Source organism: Mesorhizobium xinjiangense, assembly GCF_009749525.1.
Lineage (GTDB): Bacteria > Pseudomonadota > Alphaproteobacteria > Rhizobiales > Rhizobiaceae > Mangrovimarina > Mangrovimarina xinjiangensis.
This window is the reverse complement of the sequence record NZ_WOAC01000008.1, coordinates 138,801-156,092: the sequence shown is the minus strand read 5'-3', so window position 1 is coordinate 156,092 and position 17,292 is coordinate 138,801. Positions and strand designations below refer to the sequence as shown.

Annotated in this window: 12 protein-coding genes; 2 read left to right on the top strand and 10 right to left on the bottom strand. The window is 65.0% G+C overall.

Going from position 1 to position 17,292, the window contains the following annotated elements:
* The first annotated feature begins 26 nt into the window (after positions 1-26).
* On the top strand, positions 27-1,547 hold the full coding sequence (locus GM909_RS10935; RefSeq protein ID WP_157016424.1) for an aldehyde dehydrogenase (NADP(+)): 1,521 nt from the start codon (positions 27-29) through the stop codon (positions 1,545-1,547).
* Between the two features lie 6 nt (positions 1,548-1,553).
* Here GM909_RS10935 and GM909_RS10930 read toward each other — a convergent pair whose 3' ends face one another.
* The 5 genes from GM909_RS10930 to ytfQ all read right to left on the bottom strand — a co-directional run bounded on the left by GM909_RS10930 (position 1,554) and on the right by ytfQ (position 6,805).
* Positions 1,554-2,276: a FadR/GntR family transcriptional regulator gene (locus GM909_RS10930; RefSeq protein WP_157016423.1), complete on the bottom strand. Its 723-nt coding sequence runs from the start codon at positions 2,274-2,276 to the stop codon at positions 1,554-1,556.
* A gap of 5 nt (positions 2,277-2,281) precedes the next feature.
* On the bottom strand, positions 2,282-3,262 hold the full coding sequence (gene yjfF / locus GM909_RS10925; protein ID WP_157016422.1) for a galactofuranose ABC transporter, permease protein YjfF: 981 nt from the start codon (positions 3,260-3,262) through the stop codon (positions 2,282-2,284).
* A complete protein-coding gene (locus tag GM909_RS10920; protein ID WP_157016421.1) occupies positions 3,259-4,284 on the bottom strand; it encodes an ABC transporter permease in 1,026 nt (341 codons plus the stop codon). Before GM909_RS10920 ends, yjfF begins: the two co-directional genes overlap by 4 nt.
* A complete protein-coding gene (gene ytfR, locus GM909_RS10915) occupies positions 4,281-5,795 on the bottom strand; it encodes a galactofuranose ABC transporter, ATP-binding protein YtfR (protein WP_157016420.1) in 1,515 nt (504 codons plus the stop codon). Before ytfR ends, GM909_RS10920 begins: the two co-directional genes overlap by 4 nt.
* A gap of 92 nt (positions 5,796-5,887) precedes the next feature.
* Entirely contained in the window at positions 5,888-6,805 is a 918-nt protein-coding gene (ytfQ, locus tag GM909_RS10910; protein WP_235911832.1) for a galactofuranose ABC transporter, galactofuranose-binding protein YtfQ, read from the bottom strand.
* 286 nt (positions 6,806-7,091) lie between these two features.
* Here ytfQ and GM909_RS10905 point away from each other — a divergent pair, with 286 nt between their 5' ends.
* Positions 7,092-7,871: a siderophore ferric iron reductase gene (locus GM909_RS10905; protein ID WP_157016418.1), complete on the top strand. Its 780-nt coding sequence runs from the start codon at positions 7,092-7,094 to the stop codon at positions 7,869-7,871.
* Positions 7,872-7,999: 128 nt separating this feature from the next.
* On the opposite strand, the gene lpdA is transcribed toward GM909_RS10905, so the two are convergent.
* The 5 genes from lpdA to metH form a co-directional block, all read right to left on the bottom strand.
* Positions 8,000-9,397 (bottom strand): dihydrolipoyl dehydrogenase, encoded by a 1,398-nt coding sequence (gene lpdA / locus GM909_RS10900; RefSeq protein ID WP_157016417.1) that lies wholly within the window; start codon positions 9,395-9,397, stop codon positions 8,000-8,002.
* 104 nt (positions 9,398-9,501) lie between these two features.
* Positions 9,502-10,818, bottom strand: a complete 1,317-nt coding sequence (locus GM909_RS10895) for a dihydrolipoamide acetyltransferase family protein (protein ID WP_157016416.1) — start codon at positions 10,816-10,818, stop codon at positions 9,502-9,504.
* 1 nt (position 10,819) lies between these two features.
* On the bottom strand, positions 10,820-11,833 hold the full coding sequence (locus GM909_RS10890; protein WP_157016415.1) for an alpha-ketoacid dehydrogenase subunit beta: 1,014 nt from the start codon (positions 11,831-11,833) through the stop codon (positions 10,820-10,822).
* Positions 11,834-12,029: 196 nt separating this feature from the next.
* Entirely contained in the window at positions 12,030-13,262 is a 1,233-nt protein-coding gene (locus GM909_RS10885) for a 3-methyl-2-oxobutanoate dehydrogenase (2-methylpropanoyl-transferring) subunit alpha (protein WP_157016414.1), read from the bottom strand.
* Between the two features lie 164 nt (positions 13,263-13,426).
* Complete coding sequence (gene metH / locus GM909_RS10880) at positions 13,427-17,209, bottom strand: methionine synthase (RefSeq protein ID WP_157016413.1); 3,783 nt, start codon at positions 17,207-17,209, stop codon at positions 13,427-13,429.
* Positions 17,210-17,292: the final 83 nt, after the last annotated feature.

Below are 17,292 nucleotides of genomic sequence, written 5' to 3'. Positions count from 1 at the left end.
CCGGCAAACAAGGACACTGGGAAGACATGACCGACAGCTACACGCCAAGCGGAAAACACCTGATCGCCGGCGAATGGGTGGAGGGCGCCTCGACCTTCCGTTCCGCTCCGGCAAGCGGCCCGGCACACGATTATGCGGCCGGCACCCGCAGCGATATCGACCGCGCGGTAAAGGCGGCCGAGGAGGCTTTCTGGTCCTATGGCTATTCGACGCGCGCACAGCGCGCCGCCTTCCTCAACGCCGTCGCCGACGAGATCGAGGCACGCGGCGCCCGGATCACTGATATCGGCCACCGCGAAAGCGGCCTTCCCATGGCAAGGCTTGAGGGCGAGCGCGGCCGCACCACAGGCCAGTTGCGGCTGTTCGCCAATCACATCCTGAAGGGCGACTATCTCGACCGGCGCCATGACGAAGCGCTGCCCGACCGCAAGCCGGCGCCGCGCCCAGACCTGCGCCTGATTCAGCGGCCGATCGGCCCGGTCGGCGTGTTCGGTGCATCGAACTTCCCGCTCGCCTTTTCCACCGCCGGCGGCGACACGGCGTCGGCCCTTGCCGCCGGATGCCCGGTCGTCGTCAAGGGGCATCCCGGCCATCCCGGCACGGGCGAGATCGTCGCCGAGGCGATCCTGGCCGCCATCGAAAAGTCCGGCGTCCATCCGGGCGTCTTCTCGCTGGTGCAAAGCGACACGCGCGAGGCGGGCGAAGCGCTGGTCCAGCACCCGCTCGTCAAGGCCATCGGCTTTACCGGCTCGCTGGCCGGCGGCCGGGCCCTGTTCGATCTGGCCAACAAGCGGCCGGAGCCGATCCCCTTCTTCGGCGAGCTCGGCTCGGTGAACCCGATGTTCCTGCTGCCGGAAGCCGTTGCGGCGCGCGGCGAGGCGATCGCCGGCGGCTGGGCCGGCTCGCTGACCATGGGCGCCGGCCAGTTCTGTACCAATCCGGGCATCGCCATCATCAATGGCGGCGCCGAGGCCGATGCCTTCCAGACAGTGGCCACCAAGGCGCTCGGCGAAGTCGCGGCGCAGACCATGCTCACCGAGGGCATCGCCGGCGCGTTTCGCGACGGCCAGGCGCGCATTGCCACGGTCGACGGCGTGGCGGAACTGGTCGCCGCGGGATCCGATGGGCGCAATGCGGCCCCCTATCTCTATACGGTGAGCGGCGAGGCCTTCCTTGCCAATCCCGGTCTAGCCCATGAGGTCTTCGGTCCGCTCGGCATTCTGGTGCGGGTCAAGGGCGAAGACGAAATGCTCTCGGTTGCCCATGCGCTCGAGGGCCAGCTCACCTGCACGCTGCATATGGACGACGGCGATACCGCACTTGCCGCAAAGCTCATGCCGGTGCTGGAACGCAAGGCGGGACGCATTCTCGCCAACGGCTTCCCGACCGGCGTGGAAGTGGCCGACGCCATGATGCATGGCGGCCCCTATCCGGCCAGCACCAATGTCTCGACCACCTCGGTCGGCACGCTGGCGATCCGCCGCTTCCTGCGCCCGGTGAGCTATCAGAACATGCCCGAGGCGCTGCTGCCGGCCGATCTGGCGTAGACTGCGTCAGACGATCTTGCCCTTCACGCGGTCGCGCCCGACGATGATGACCGTCTCCATGGCGGCGGCGGCCGCGTCGCCGTTGTGGGCCTCGATGGCCTTGACGATGCGCCGGTGCTGGCGGACCGACGTCTCATGCGTATCGTCCTCCACCGGCGAGCTCAGCTTGAAGGCCGACACCAGCGCCGCCTCGATCAGGTTGCCGACCGAATACATGAAGGGGTTTTTCGAGGCATCGAGCAGCGCCAGGTGGAAATCGAGGTCGGCGACCGCGAACACCTCCTTGCTGCGCGCCGCCGCCATCCCGTCGACCAGGGCGTGAAGTTTCCGGATATCCTCGCCGCCGGCCTTCTTCGCCGCGAGCCGCGCGGCGAACGGCTCGAAGGACAGGCGCATCTCGCTGAGGTGACCCAGGAATTCCTCGGTGACGCCGGCCTCGAAATGCCAGGTGAGCACGTCGGCGTCGAACAGGTTCCATTTCGTGCGTTCGGTGACGCGGGTCCCGATGCGCGCGCGGGCAAAGACGAGCCCCTTGGCCGAGAGCGTCTTCATCGCCTCGCGCAGCACCGTGCGTGATACATCGAACCGCTCCGCCAGCTCGGCGTCTCCGGGCAGCAGCGAGCCGACCTCATAATCGCCCTTGATGATCGCCTTGCCGATCTCGTGCACCACGAAGGCGTGGTTGTTGCGCGTCACGTTGCCGGTGATTGCCGTCCTGAGCAAATCCATGTTCCCTATCGTGCTCCGGCCGGAGACCGCCTCTCCCGCGAGGTGAGCCAGACAAGGCCCTTCTGCAAGGCGATGAAGGCAAACAGCAGGACCCCGATGAGGATCTTGGTCCACCAGCTCGAAAGCGTTCCGTCGAAGATGATATAGGTCTGGATCAGCCCCATGATCAGCACCCCGATGAGCGTCCCGGCAACGAAGCCGCTGCCGCCGGTCAGAAGCGTCCCGCCGATGACGACGGCGGCGATCGCGTCGAGTTCGACACCCACCGTGGCGAGCGAATAGCCGGCCGAGGTGTAGATGGAAAAGACGATGCCCGAAAGGCCGGCCAGGAAGCCCGACAGCGCATAGATCGCAATTGTCGTGCGGCCGACCGGAACGCCCATCAGGTGCGCCGTCTGCGCGCCGCCGCCCAGCGCATAGACATTGGTGCCGAAGCGCGTCCAGTGGGCCACCACGATGCCGGCCAGGAAAACCACCAGCATGGTGCCGCCGATCAGGGTCAGCCGGCCCTTGCCCGGCATCAGCCAGTAGAGGTCCTGCAGCGTGTCGTAGAACTCGTGCGTGATCGGCACGGAATCGATGGAAAACACATAGGCCATGCCGCGCGCCAGGAACATGCCGGCGAGCGTGACGATGAAGGGCGGCATTTCCAGCCCGTGAATAATGGCGCCCATCGCCGCGCCGAAAGCCGTCGTCACGACGAGCAGCACGGCAAACACGATGAGCGGATGCAGGCCGGTATCGCGCAGAAGCACGGCGATGAAGACGCCGGAAAAGGCGATAACCGAGCCGACCGACAGGTCGATGCCGCCCGACAGGATGACGAAGGTCATGCCGACGGCGACAATGCCGAGAAAGGCGTTGTCGGTCAGGAGATTGCCGATCACCCGCGTCGACAGCATGGCCGGAAACTGGGCGTAGCAGACGGCATAGGCGACCAGGAAGATGGCGAGCGTCGCCAGAAGGGGAAGCGTGCGCGCGTTCATTGGACCACCGGCTCGGTTTCGGATTGCGACGACGTCTTGTCGCGGCGCAGGAAGATCAGCGTCGTTCGCACTGCCGGCGACTGCATGACAAGGATGACGAGAATGATCGCCGCCTTGATGATGAGGTTGTATTCCGGCGGAAAGCCCGACAGCAGGATGCCCGTATTGACGGCCTGGATGATCATGGCGCCGATGAGCGAGGCCAGGATGGAAAAGCGCCCGCCGAGCAGCGAGGTGCCGCCGATCACGACGGCAAGGATCGCGTCGAGCTCGAGCCACAAGCCGGCATTGTTGGCGTCCGCCCCCCTGATGTCGGCGGCCGCGATGATGCCGGCGAGCGCGGCGCACAACCCGGACGCCATGTAGACCGCGATCAACAGCACCCGGGCATTGATGCCGGCAAGCGTGCTGGCGCGCCGATTGATGCCGATCGCCTCGATCAGCATGCCGAGCGCGGAGCGCCGCACCACGAGCGCCACCAGCGCTCCTGCCAACACCCAGATCAGCACCGGCATGGGCACGCTGAAAAAGGCGCCGGAGCCGATGAAGATCAGCCCCTCATTGGAGAAGGTCAGGATCGCGCCCTCGGTGATCAGCTGTGCGATGCCGCGGCCGGCGACCATCAGGATCAGCGTCGCCACGATCGGCTGGATGCCGAGCACGGACACCAGCAGGCCGTTCCACAGGCCGCAGGCAAGACCGGCGCCAAGCGCCAGCGCCAGGGTCGCAACAAGCCCCATGCCGCTGGTGATCGCCGCGGCCGCCACGGCACCGCAGATCGCCATGACCGCGCCCACCGAAAGGTCGATCCCTTTCGTTGCGATAACCAGCGTCATACCGATCGCCAGGAGCGCCACCGGCGCGCCGCGGTTCAAGATATCGATCGGGCTGCCATAAAGCCGGCCATTGGCAATCGAGATCTCGAAGAAGCCTGGGAACACGATGGCGATCAGAAGAAGCGTCGCGGCCAGCGTCACCAGTTGGGGCGCTATCCGGCGCAGTAGATGTCCGGCCGCACTCATGCGTCCTCCCGTTCCGGCGCCGCGATGGCCGCCACCATATTGTCCGTCGTGATGTCCTCGCCCGCCAGCTCGGCGACGTGATGGCGATCGCGCACGACGATGACGCGATGGCTGTAGGCGACGAGTTCGTCGAGCTCCGAGGAAATGACGAGCAGCGCCATGCCCTGTTCGCACAATTCCTCGATCAGCCGGATGATCTCGGCATGCGCGCCGACATCGATGCCGCGCGTCGGCTCGTCGAGGATGAGAAAGCGCGGATTGGTGGCGAGCCATCGAGCCAGGATGACTTTCTGCTGATTGCCGCCCGACAACTGGCCGACGGGCTTTTCCGCATTGGGCGTGCGGATATCGAGCCGGCCGATGAACTCCTCGGCCATGGCCGCCTGTTCGCGCGCCGGCACCGGCCGCGTCCAGCCGAGCCGCGCCTGCAGCGCCAGCACGATGTTTTCGCGAACGCTCAGATCGCCGATGATCCCATCGCTCTTGCGGTCCTCCGGGCAGAAGCCGAATCCGTGCGCGATGGCATTGCGTGGCGTGCCGAGAGGAAGCGTTTCTTCGCCTTCGACGGCACTGCCGCTGTCGTGCGCGGAGACGCCGAACAAGACCTCTGCCGTTTCGGTGCGCCCGGACCCCAGAAGGCCGGCGACACCGATCACCTCGCCCTTGCGGATGTCGAGATCGAACGGCGCGATCTTGCCCGCGCGGCCGAAATTGCTGAACCGGATCAGCGGCGGACCGTCGGGACGCTCCGTGCGGCCGCTCTGGCGCGTTTCCTCCACCAGTTCCCGGCCGAGCATCATGTTGACGAGATTGACGCGGTCGAGCTCGGCCGCCATCTGCGTGCCCACCAGCCGGCCATTGCGCAATACAGTGATCCGATCGCTGATCTCGAAGACCTGATCGAGGAAATGCGAAATGAACACAATGCCCAGCCCGCGTTCCTTGAGCGAACGCACGACGTCGAACAGCAAGCGCACTTCCTGCGCATCGAGGCTCGCCGTCGGTTCATCGAGAATGAGGACCTTGCCCGAAAGCGACACAGCGCGCGCGATGGCGACGACTTGCTGCACGGCAACGGAAAATTCCTCCAGGTTGCGCGAGACGTCGATGTCGAGCCCGTATTGCGACAGCGTGCGCCGCGCCCCCGCCTTCATCGCGGCACCCGTGATCAGGCCCCAGCGCGTCGGCTGGTGACCGAGATAGAGGTTTTCCGCCACCGAGAGATTGGGCAGCAGATTGACCTCCTGATAGACGGTGCCGATGCCGAAGCTCTGGGCTTCCAATGTATTCCTGGGATCGATGGCACGGCCATCGAGTACGATCTCGCCGCTATCGCGCCGGTAGGCACCGGTCAGGCATTTGATGAGCGTGGATTTGCCCGCCCCGTTCTCGCCGAGAAGCGCGTGGACCTCACCGGCATGCAGCGTGAAATCGACCTTGTCGAGCGCGACCGTGCCGGGAAACACCTTGGTCACGGCCCGTGCCGACAGAAGCGGCTGGCTTTCAGTCACCCCCAATCCTCCCAATGATGTATGTCGACGGCGCGCCACCACGCGCCGAGAGGGGCCGGACCCGGCAGTGTAGCCGGGTCCGGCCGGCGCCCTTAGTAGCCGAGGTCCTTCTTTTCCTCATAGACGGCCATCGGGTCGTCATCGGGCGTGAAGAGCTTCGATTCCGTCTGGATGAACTTCGGCGGCATGGTGCCATCCTTCATGTAGGCGGCGAGCGCGTCGAAGGCGGGACCGGCCATGTTCGGCGTCAGTTCCACCGTGGCGTTCGCCTCGCCGGCCGCCATCGCCTTGAAGATGTCCGGAACGGCGTCGATTGAGACGACCAGGATATCCTCGCCCGGCTTCAGCCCGGCTTCCTTGATCGCCTGGATGGCGCCGACGGCCATGTCGTCATTGTGCGCATAGAGCGCGCAGATATTCTTGCCGCCGTCTTCCGCCTTGAGGAAGCTTTCCATGACTTCCTTGCCCTTGGTGCGCGTGAAATCGCCCGTCTGGCTGCGGATGATCTCGAGGTTGTCGTGACCGGCAATCGCGTCTTCGAACCCCTTCTTGCGATCGATCGCGGGAGATGAACCCGTGGTACCCTGAAGCTCCACGATGTTGCACGCCTCACCATCGGTCGCGTCGACCAGCCATTTGCCGGCGACGTTGCCCTCATGGACGAGGTCCGAGCCGACCGCCGTCAGATAGAGATCCTTCGACGAATCGACCATGCGGTCGAGCAGCACGACGGGGATCTCGGCCTCCTGGGCCTCCTCCAGCACGCTGTCCCAGCCGGTCGCCACGACCGGTGCAAGCAGGATCGCGTCGACGCCTTGCGCGATGAAGGACCGCAGCGCCTTGATCTGGTTTTCCTGCTTCTGCTGGGCGTCGGCGAATTTAAGGTCGATGCCGCGCTTTTCGGCTTCCTGATGGGTCAGTGTCGTCTCGGCGGCGCGCCATCCCGATTCCGACCCGATCTGCGAAAATCCGATTGTCTGCGCCGTGGCAGCGGACACGGCAAAACCCATCGACGCGGCGGCACACGCGCCGATCCATGCTTTTTTCGAAAGCATCTGTCTCCTCCCTATCAATGCTCGGGGTGATTTCCCCGAACACCAAAAATCATATTATATTACTTTTGTAAACCGCAATTCACCAGTCCATTCTGGCCATGCCGGACGCACCCAAATTATTGACATCAGCGCTCAACTTATTTAGCCAATTCTCACCCTGCCTCTTCCGTCCCGCTGGCCGGATGGTGACGAGCGTCGGGCAGACGCGGACTGCATCCGCAGCAAGGTCTGACGAGGAACGATGCTCGCTGCCCCCATCATGCAAGACGAGGACGATGCGACCGACATTCTGCTGAAGGTCGCCGCTGAGCTCGTGCCGGCCATGAAAGGCACGCTCGGGCCCTTGCCGGACAGCGGCTGGGTGGGCCCGGGAGGCGACAACGGCGCCGAGCTTCGCCGTCTTTGCGCCGCGCTTGTCGAACGCCATCCAGAGGCCGGCAGGGCCTTTGCCGCCGTCAGAAGCTGGACCTGGCTCACCTGGCAGCCGGTCATCCTTGGCGTCATCGCCGTGCACGGCGCTGCCCGCGTGGCGCCGATTTCGGCAATGGGACAGCGCGTCGGTGACGCCGAAGTCGTGGGTTACTGCATCCCGCACGAGGGCCGTGGCGCGACAGACACCGCCGAGTGCATTCGCCAAAGCGGCGAGGAGCTACGTGCCCTTGCCGAGCTGCTGCTCGACGAACTCAACACGGTCGCGCGCATGAAGCCGGTGATCGCGTTCAGGCTTCTGGCCGACCGCCTGCTCGGCACGCTTTCGCATCTGCGCCATCACCTGCCCGGCGCAGACACCGAAACGGTGGAAGCCTATGCCGACGCCTGGATGTCGGCCGCCGGGCTGAGCGGAATGAGCGGTTTGAAACCGCTCGAAATCACCGGCGGGCGCTTCGAGCTCGTGCTGGACCGCAAGGCCTGCTGCCTGGAATATCTCAAGCATGACGGCCAGCTTTGCGCCTCCTGCCCGAAGCTGGCGCCGAACGAGCGCGCTGCGCGCATGCGCCAGGCCTGGCTCGATCACGGCTAGTGCGCGTTCGCTTCAAACGGAACCGTTTGAAGCAAAGATATGCCAAATCAATATGCTGGAACATGTACCTTTAGCTCAAACGATTCCGTGTGAGCGGGACATGTTCTCGGCAGCCGTCGCTTTCCAGCTCAGATATGCAGGGCGTGACCGAGCGCCTTCATCGCCGCTTCCAGGAACGCCTCGCCCTGGGTCGGGTGAGCATGGATGGTGCCGGCAATGTCCTCGAGCCGTGCGCCCATCTCGATCGCCAGGCCGAAGGCCGCCGAAAGTTCGGACACGCCCTGCCCGACCGCCTGGATGCCGAGCACCAGATGATTGTCGGCGCGCGCCACGACGCGCACGAAGCCGTCTTCGCCGAGCATCGTCATCGCCCGGCCATTGGCCTGGAAGGGGAACTGCCCGGTCTTGATCTCGACGCCGGTCGCCCGCGCCTCTTCCGGCGACAGACCGGCCGAGACCACTTCCGGATCGGTGAAGCAGATGGCCGGGATGCAGCGCTTGTCCCATGTCCTGCGGTGTCCGGCGACGATTTCCGCCACCATCTCGCCCTGCGCCATGGCGCGATGCGCCAGCATCGGCTCGCCGGTAACGTCGCCGACGGCGTAGATGCCGCGCATCGAGGTGCGGCAGGTCTCGTCGATGCGAATGAAGCGGCCGTCCATGTCGAGGGCCAGTTCCTCGATGCCCCAGCCTTCGGTCAGCGGTTTGCGCCCGACGGTGACGAGCACCTTGTCGGCCGGCAGGCGCACTTCGCCGCCATTGCCGTTTTCGACCACGAGCGTGTCGCCCTTCTTCGACATGCCCTTGGCCTTTGCGCCCGTCATGACGCTCACGCCCAGCGCGTCGAGACGCTTCAGGACCGGCCGCGTCAGCTCGGCGTCGTAGAGCGGCAACACGCGATCAAGCGCTTCAACGACCGTGACGGCGGAGCCGAACCTGGCGAAAGCCATGCCCAGTTCGAGGCCGATATAGCCCCCGCCGACGACGGCGAGCTTCTCCGGCACACGATCGAGCGCCAGCGCCTGCGTGGAGGTGATCACATTGCCGCCGAACGGCAGCGGCGGCAGGTCGACGGAGGCCGAACCGGTTGCGATGACGATCGTCTCGGCATGAATGAGCTGGGTGCCGGTCTCGGTTTCCACCTCCACCGTCTTGCCGTCGCGGAACTTCGCCCAGCCCTGGATCGATTTCACACCCGCCTTCTTGAACAGTCCGGCCACGCCGTTGTTGAGCCGGCCGACGATGCGGTCCTTCCAGGCGACGGTCTTGCCCAGATCGATGGCGGGCTTGGCCAGCGAAATGCCGAGCGGGCTTTCGCCACCCGCCATATGCACCACCTTGTCGAACTCCTCGGCCGCGTGGATGACCGCCTTGGAAGGAATGCAGCCGACATTGAGGCACGTGCCGCCGAGGCGCCCGGCCTCCACGACCACCGTGTCGATGCCGAGCTGGCCGGCGCGAATGGCGCAGACATAGCCGCCGGGCCCGGCGCCGATGACGAGCAGCTTGCAGGAGATCTCTTTCATGGTCTCACATCCTCAACCTGATTCCGGCCCTACGCTATGGCTCCGGGCGTTCGTCGCTCGAAAAGCCAAATCGTTGGCTTTTCGTCCGCTGCGCGGAACACGCCTCACCCCTCCACGAAGATCATCGCCGGCGTTTCCAGCAGCGTCTTGATGCGCTGGATGAAGACGGCGGCGTCCCAGCCGTCGATGACGCGGTGGTCGAAGCTGGACGACAGGTTCATCATCTTGCGCGGGACGAATTGCGTGCCGTCCCAGACCGGGCGCACCATGATCTTGTTGACGCCGATGATCGCGACCTCGGGATGATTGATGACCGGCGTCGTCACCACGCCGCCCAATGCGCCGAGCGAGGTGACGGTGATCGTGGACCCCGTCAGTTCCTCGCGCGTCGCCGTGCCGGCCTTGGCGGCCTCGGCCAGCCGGTTGACCTCGGCGGCGCAATCCCAAAGGTCGCGCGCCTCGGCGTGGTGCACCACGGGCACGACGAGCCCGGCATTGGTCTGCGCCGCGATCCCGATATGGATGCCGCCGTAACGATGAATGACGCCCGCCTCGTCATCGAAGCGCGCATTGATGTGCGGCTGCTCGGCAAGCGCCTTGACCATGGCCCGCACCAGGAAGGGCAGGATGGTGAGCTTGGCCCGTTCTGCCTTGCGCTCGCCATTGAGCTTCGAGCGCAGTTCCTCGAGCGCCGTGACGTCCACCTCCTCGACATAGGTGATGTGCGGTATGCGCGATTTGGCGAGCGCCATCTTCTCGGCGATGCGCCGGCGCAGGCCGACGATCTTGATCTCCTCGACCGATGTGTCGGGCATGAGCCCGCGCGCGGCCGGCTGGGCGCCGCGGGCAATAAAACTGTCTATATCCTCATGTGTGATCCGGCCGGCAGGCCCGCTGCCGGGCAGCTGGCGCAGATCGATGCCGGCTTCCCTGGCCCGTAATCGCACGGCCGGCGAGGCGAGCGGCTTTTCGCCTTCAGGCCGCGGCAGGCCGGTCGACGCCAAGGGCCGGCGCGGAGCCACCGCTTCGGCGGCCTCAGGCGTCGTTTCCGCGCTCGGCACGTCGGCCCGGATCTTGTCCGTCTCTTTTTCGCCGGCGGGCTCAATCGGCGGTGCCGACTTTTCCGCCTCGTCGGAGGAGGCGTTCCCGGCGTCGGCTTCCTTGTCGTCAGCGACCGCGCCTTCGACGATCAGCCGGATGAGCGGCGAGCCGACCGGCACCACGTCGCCGACCTCCGCACCGAGCCAGATCACCTCGCCATCGGCGGGTGATGGGATCTCCACCGTCGCCTTGTCGGTCATGACGGCGGCGAGGATCGCGTCCTCGCGCACCAGGTCGCCGACCTTCACGTGCCATTCGACGAGCTCGGCCTCTGCGACACCCTCGCCGACATCCGGAAGCTTGATGGTGTGTTCCGCCATCTCAGGCCTCCATCGTTTCGATCAGCGCCTCGCCGACCCGATGGGGGCCTGGGAAATAGTCCCACTCCTGGGCATGCGGATAGGGCGTGTCCCAGCCGGCGACGCGGGCGATCGGCGCTTCGAGATGATAGAAGCAATGCTCCTGGACGAGTGCGGCGAGCTCGGCGCCATAGCCCGAGGTCAGTGTCGCCTCGTGCACGACGACGCAGCGCCCCGTCTTCTTGACCGAGGCGACGATCGTATCGAGGTCGAGTGGCAAAAGCGTGCGCAGGTCGATGATCTCGGCGTCGATACCCATCTCCTCGGCCGCAGTCTGCGCGACATAGACCATCGTTCCGTAGGCCAGGATGGTGAGTGCCGCGCCCTCGCGGCGCACCGCGGCCTTGCCGAGCGGCACCGTGAAGTGGCCATCCGCCACCTCGCCCAGCTCGTGCTTCGACCAGGGCGTGACCGGGCGCTCGTGATGGCCGTCGAAGGGTCCGTTGTAGAGCCGCTTCGGCTCCAGAAAGATCACCGGATCGGGATCTTCGATCGCCGCAATGAGCAGGCCTTTGGCGTCGCGCGGATTGGACGGCACGACGACCTTCAGGCCGGAAACATGCGTAAACAGCGCCTCGGGGCTCTGGCTGTGCGTCTGTCCGCCGAAGATGCCGCCGCCCGTCGGCATGCGGATGACGATCGGGCAGGTGAACTCGCCGTTGGAACGGTAGCGGATGCGCGCCGCCTCCGAGACGATCTGGTCGTAGGCCGGATAGACGTAGTCGGCGAACTGCACTTCCGCACAGGGCCGCAGACCGTAGGCCGCCATGCCGATCGCCGTACCGATGATGCCCAATTCGCTAATCGGCGTGTCGAAGCAGCGCGTATGGCCATATTTCTGCTGCAGGCCCTGGGTGCAGCGGAAGACGCCGCCGAAATAGCCCACATCCTCGCCGAACACGACGACATTGTCGTCGCGGCCCATGGCGACGTCCATGGCGCTGCGGATGGCCTCGATCATGGTCATGCGGGGCATGGGAGGCCTCCGGTTGTGATCAACATCGGCACCGCGCTGACGGCACCCCCTCCACCGCCTCCGGCGATCCCCCTCCCCCGTGAACGGGGGAGGATCAAAGGCGCGGCCTGCCGCGACGCTGGCTCCTCCCCTGCGGAGCGGGGGAGGGGGACCATGCGAAGCATGGTGGAGGGGGCACATAAGCGGCTCATCATCCTCACACCCCCGCCTTCTGGCGCTGCCGGCGCAGATGCGGCGGCATGGTTTCGTAGACACCTTCGAACATGTCGCGCGGCGATGGCCGGCCGCCCGAATGCAGCGTGCCGTGCTTTTCCGCCTCCTTCTGGGCGGAAATCACGGAATCGAGGATTTCCGCCTCGGCCTGCTTGTGGCGTTCGTCCGTCCACAGCCCGCGCCGGATGAGATGGTTCTTCAGCCGGATCACCGGGTCGCCGAGCGGCCAGGCTTCCGATTCCTCCTTGGGCCGGTAGGCGGACGGGTCGTCGGACGTGGAATGCGCGCCGACCCGGTAGGTCACATATTCGACCAGCGTCGGCCCCAGATTGCGCCGCGCCCGCTCGACCGCCCATTTGGCGACCGCGTGCACGGCCAGATAATCGTTGCCGTCGACGCGCAACGTCGGCAGGCCGAAGCCCAGGCCGCGGGCGGCAAAGGTGCCCGAACCGCCCCGCGCAATGCCCTGGAAGGTCGAGATCGCCCATTGATTGTTGACGATGTTGAGGACCACCGGCGCGCGGTAGGTCGAGGCGAAGACGAGCGCGGCGTGGAAGTCGCTCTCGGCAGTCGAGCCGTCGCCGATCCAGCCGGCCGCGATTTTCGTGTCGTTCTTGATCGCCGAGGCCATCGCCCAGCCCACCGCCTGGACGAACTGCGTGCCCAGATTGCCCGAAACCGAGAAGAATCCGTGCTCCTTGGAGGCATAGAGCACCGGCAGTTGGCGCCCCTTCAGCGGGTCGGACTCGTTGGAATAGATCTGGTTCATCATGTCGACCATCGGATAGTCGCCGGCGATCAACAGGCCGGCCTGGCGATAGGTCGGAAAATTCATGTCGCCGGGCTCGAGCGCCTTGCGGAAGGCGCAGCTCACCGCCTCCTCGCCCATATGCTGCATGTAGAAGGAGGTCTTGCCCTGGCGCTGCGCAGTCTGCATGCGCGCGTCGAAGGCGCGCAGAAGCATCATGTGGCGCAGGCCTTGCGCCAGTTCCTCGTCGGTCAATGTGCCGGCCCACGGGCCGACGGCCTCGCCCTGCCGGTTGAGCACGCGGATGATGGAATAGGCGAGATCGCGGATCTCGCGAGGATCGACGTCAACCGGCGGACGGTCTACCGATCCGGCCTTGGGAATCACGACATCGGAGAAGTCCGGCTGGTCGCCGGGTCGCACTTCCGGCTCAGGAACATGGAGGCTGAGCCTCGTCTTGCTTGCCATGCAAACTCCTCCCGCTGCACCGCGCACTCCCTCCCGATAAGGAGATGGAGCATCACCTTATAGCGGCAAGTCAATAGGTCAGCAATACTGACCCTTCATGATTTATAGAGGGAGATGGAGGCAGCCGGGACGCATCTGCGCCCCGGCAAGAGGAACGGCACCGGCTATTCGGCCGCCTCGGCGTACTGCGAAGGCACGTAGTTGAGTACCGGCCCGAGCCAGCGCTCGACCTCCTCGATCGCCATGCCCTTGCGCCTGGCATATTCCTCGACCTGATCGCGCTCGACCTTCGCGACCCCGAAATAGTAGCTTTCGGGATGCGCGAAATAGAAACCCGAAACGGAAGAACCCGGCCACATTGCGTAGCTTTCTGTCAGTTCGACGCCGATCTTTTCCTCCGCATCGAGCAACCGGAACAGCGTCGTCTTTTCCGTGTGGTCGGGCTGGGCGGGATAGCCAGGCGCGGGCCGGATGCCGCGATATGGCTCGCCGATCAACTCTTCGGGCGAAAGATCCTCGTCCGGCGCATAGCCCCAGAACTCCTTGCGCACGCGTTCGTGCATGCGCTCGGCAAAGGCTTCGGCGAAGCGGTCGGCCAACGCCTTGACCATGATCGAGGAATAATCGTCATTGGCCCGCTCGAAGCGCTCGGCAATTGCGACCTCCTCGATGCCGGCCGTCACCACGAAACCGCCGAGATAGTCGGCCTTGCCGCTGTCTTGCGGTGCCACGAAGTCGGACAGCGCAAGATTGGCCTTTCCGTCGCGCTTGGCAAGTTGCTGGCGCAGCGTGAACAGGCGCGCCAACTCCTCCTTGCGGCCGTCGACGGTGTAAAGCGAGATGTCGTCGCCCACCGCATTGGCCGGCCAGAAGCCGATGACCGCCTTCGGCGCGAACCACTTCTCCGCGATGATCTGCTTGAGCATGGCCTGGGCATCGTCGAAGAGCTGACGCGCCGCCGCGCCCTGCTTTTCGTCATCGAGGATCTTCGGATAGCGCCCTTTCAACTCCCAGGTCTGGAAAAACGGCGTCCAGTCGATGTAGCGCGCCAGGTCGGCCAGGTCCCAGGTCTCGAAGACCCGCGTGCCCAGGAAGGACGGCTTGGGAGGCTCGTGGGCCGCCCAGTCGATCTTGTGGGCGTTTGCCCGGGCAGCTGCCAGCGGCAGGCGCTTCTTGGCGGCTTCCGAACGCGCGTGGGCGTCGGCAACCTTCTTGTACTCGGCCTGCACCGTCTCGATGTAATTGGCCCTTTTCGTCGGCGACAGCAGGCTTGACACCACGCCGACTGCGCGGCTGGCGTCTGTGACGTAGATGGCCTGGTTGCGCTCGTAGCGCGGATGGATCTTGACCGCCGTGTGGACGCGGCTGGTCGTCGCACCGCCGATCAGGAGCGGGATGTCGAAGCCCTCGCGCTCCATCTCGGAGGCGACATGCACCATCTCGTCGAGCGACGGTGTGATGAGTCCGGACAGCCCGATCACATCGACATCTAGTTCGCGCGCCGTCTCCAGAATCTTGGTCGACGGCACCATGACGCCGAGGTCGATGATCTCGTAATTGTTGCAGGCCAGCACCACGCCGACGATGTTCTTGCCGATGTCGTGGACATCGCCCTTCACGGTCGCCATCAGCACCTTGCCGGCGCTCTTGTGTTCGCCGCCGCCGGCCTCCTTCTCGGCCTCCATGTAAGGCAGCAGATAGGCCACAGCCTGCTTCATCACGCGGGCCGATTTGACCACCTGCGGCAGGAACATCTTGCCCGAGCCGAACAGATCGCCGACGACGTTCATGCCGGACATCAGCGGTCCCTCGATCACGTGCAGCGGCCGCTCCGCTTGGCTGCGCGCCTCTTCCGTGTCGGGCTCGATGAATTCGGTAATGCCGTTGACCAGCGCGTGTTCGAGCCGCTTGTCGACCGGCCACTCGCGCCAGGACATGTCCTTTTCCCGCGCCTCTCGACCGCCGGTGCCCTTGTAGCGTTCGGCAAGGTCGAGCAGGCGTTCGGTTGCCGTGCCGCCTTCCTTCGGCGTGCGATTCAGGACGACGTCCTCGCAAGCCTCGCGCAGTTCCGCATCGATCGATTCGTAGACGGCGAGCTGACCGGCATTGACGATGCCCATATCCATGCCGGCCTGGATGGCATGATAAAGGAATACCGCGTGCATGGCCTCGCGCACCGGCTCGTTGCCGCGGAACGAGAAGGAGAGGTTGGACACCCCCCCCGACACATGCGCATAGGGCAGGTTCGTGGTGATCTCGCGCGTCGCCTCGATGAAGTCGACACCGTAATTGTCGTGCTCCTCGATACCGGTGGCGACCGCGAAGATATTGGGGTCGAAGATGATGTCTTGCGGCGCCAGCCCCACCTTCTCCGTCAGGAGCTTGTAGGCCCGGGCGCAGATCTCGACCTTGCGCTCCTGCGTGTCAGCCTGACCCTTTTCGTCAAACGCCATGACGACCACCGCCGCACCATAGGCGCGCACGAGCTTGGCCTGATGCAGAAAGCCTTCCTCGCCCTCCTTGAGCGAGATCGAATTGACGATCGCCTTGCCCTGGACGCATTTCAGCCCGGCCTCGATGATCTCCCATTTGGAGGAATCGATCATGACCGGAACGCGGGCGATATCCGGCTCGGCGGCGATGAGGTTGAGGAATTCCACCATCACCTGCTGCGAGTCGATCAGCCCCTCGTCCATGTTGACGTCGATCACCTGGGCGCCGTTTTCCACCTGGTCGCGCGCGACATCGAGCGCGGTCGCGTAATCGGCGGCCTTGATCAGCTTGCGGAAACGGGCCGAGCCGGTGACGTTGGTGCGCTCACCCACATTGACGAATGGAATTTCCTTGGTCAGCGTGAACGGCTCGAGGCCCGACAGGCGCAACTGCGGTTCGATCGTGGGCACGGAGCGCGGCGCATGTTTCGACACGGCGTCGGCGATGGCCCGGATGTGATCCGGCGTCGACCCGCAACAGCCGCCGACTATATTGACGATGCCTTCGCGCGCGAACTCCTCGATCTGCGCCGCCATCGCCTCGGGGCTTTCGTCATACTCGCCGAACTCGTTCGGCAGGCCGGCATTCGGATAGGCGCAAACGAAGGTGTCGGCGACGCCGGAAATCTCCTCCAGATGGGCCCGCATGGCATTGGCGCCGAGCGCGCAGTTGAGCCCGATGGTGAAGGGCTTGGCGTGACGCACAGAATGCCAAAAGGCCGTCGGCGTCTGCCCCGACAGCGTGCGGCCGGACAGGTCGGTGATCGTGCCCGAGATCATGATCGGCAGATCGACGCCCTTTTCCTCGAACACCTCGATGCAGGCAAAGATCGCCGCCTTGGCGTTGAGCGTATCGAAGATGGTCTCGATCAGGATGATGTCGGCGCCGCCGTCGATAAGCCCGCGCAACTGCTCGCCATAGGCGATGCGCAGGTCGTCGAAGGTGACGGCACGAAAGCCCGGATTGTTGACGTCGGGCGAGATGGAGGCGGTACGGTTGGTCGGCCCCAGCGCGCCGGCAACGAAGCGGCGCTTGCCGTCTTCCTGGGCCGCACGGATCGCCGCGCGGCGCGCAAGGCGCGCGCCGTCACGGTTGAGATCGTAGACCTCGTCCTGCATGCCGTAGTCGGCCTGGGCAATGGACGTCGACGAAAATGTGTTGGTCTCGATAATGTCGGCGCCGGCGATGGCATATTTGTAGTGGACCTCCTCGATCGCCGCCGGCTGGCTCAGATTGAGGAGATCGTTGTTGCCCTGCTGATGGCAGGCGCAGCCGCCGAAGCGATCGCCGCGGAAATGGTCTTCCCCAAAACCCAAACCCTGGATCTGGGTACCCATCGCGCCGTCGAGAATAAGAATACGCTCGCGCGCAGCCGCCTCTAGCGCCGCGCGCACCTCACGTCCGTCCGCTCGTTCACCGAGCGGCCCAAACAACTCGTCCTGTACGTTAGACATAATTCCCCTATGCTCGGGACATTCGCAATTGCAAGGCCGGATGTTCACATAAGGATATCTTTATGTCAACATGGAATACCGTC

Bases quoted from the DNA above. Each gene is read 5' to 3' on its own strand.
- GM909_RS10935 (WP_157016424.1), top strand. From the start codon at position 27: ATGACCGACAGCTACACGCCAAGCGGAAAACACCTGATCGCCGGCGAA.
- GM909_RS10930 (WP_157016423.1), bottom strand. From the start codon at position 2,276: ATGGATTTGCTCAGGACGGCAATCACCGGCAACGTGACGCGCAACAAC.
- yjfF (WP_157016422.1), bottom strand. From the start codon at position 3,262: ATGAACGCGCGCACGCTTCCCCTTCTGGCGACGCTCGCCATCTTCCTG.
- GM909_RS10920 (WP_157016421.1), bottom strand. From the start codon at position 4,284: ATGAGTGCGGCCGGACATCTACTGCGCCGGATAGCGCCCCAACTGGTG.
- ytfQ (WP_235911832.1), bottom strand. From the start codon at position 6,805: ATGGGTTTTGCCGTGTCCGCTGCCACGGCGCAGACAATCGGATTTTCG.
- GM909_RS10905 (WP_157016418.1), top strand. From the start codon at position 7,092: ATGCTCGCTGCCCCCATCATGCAAGACGAGGACGATGCGACCGACATT.
- lpdA (WP_157016417.1), bottom strand. From the start codon at position 9,397: ATGAAAGAGATCTCCTGCAAGCTGCTCGTCATCGGCGCCGGGCCCGGC.
- GM909_RS10895 (WP_157016416.1), bottom strand. From the start codon at position 10,818: ATGGCGGAACACACCATCAAGCTTCCGGATGTCGGCGAGGGTGTCGCA.
- GM909_RS10890 (WP_157016415.1), bottom strand. From the start codon at position 11,833: ATGCCCCGCATGACCATGATCGAGGCCATCCGCAGCGCCATGGACGTC.
- GM909_RS10885 (WP_157016414.1), bottom strand. From the start codon at position 13,262: ATGGCAAGCAAGACGAGGCTCAGCCTCCATGTTCCTGAGCCGGAAGTG.
- metH (WP_157016413.1), bottom strand. From the start codon at position 17,209: ATGTCTAACGTACAGGACGAGTTGTTTGGGCCGCTCGGTGAACGAGCG.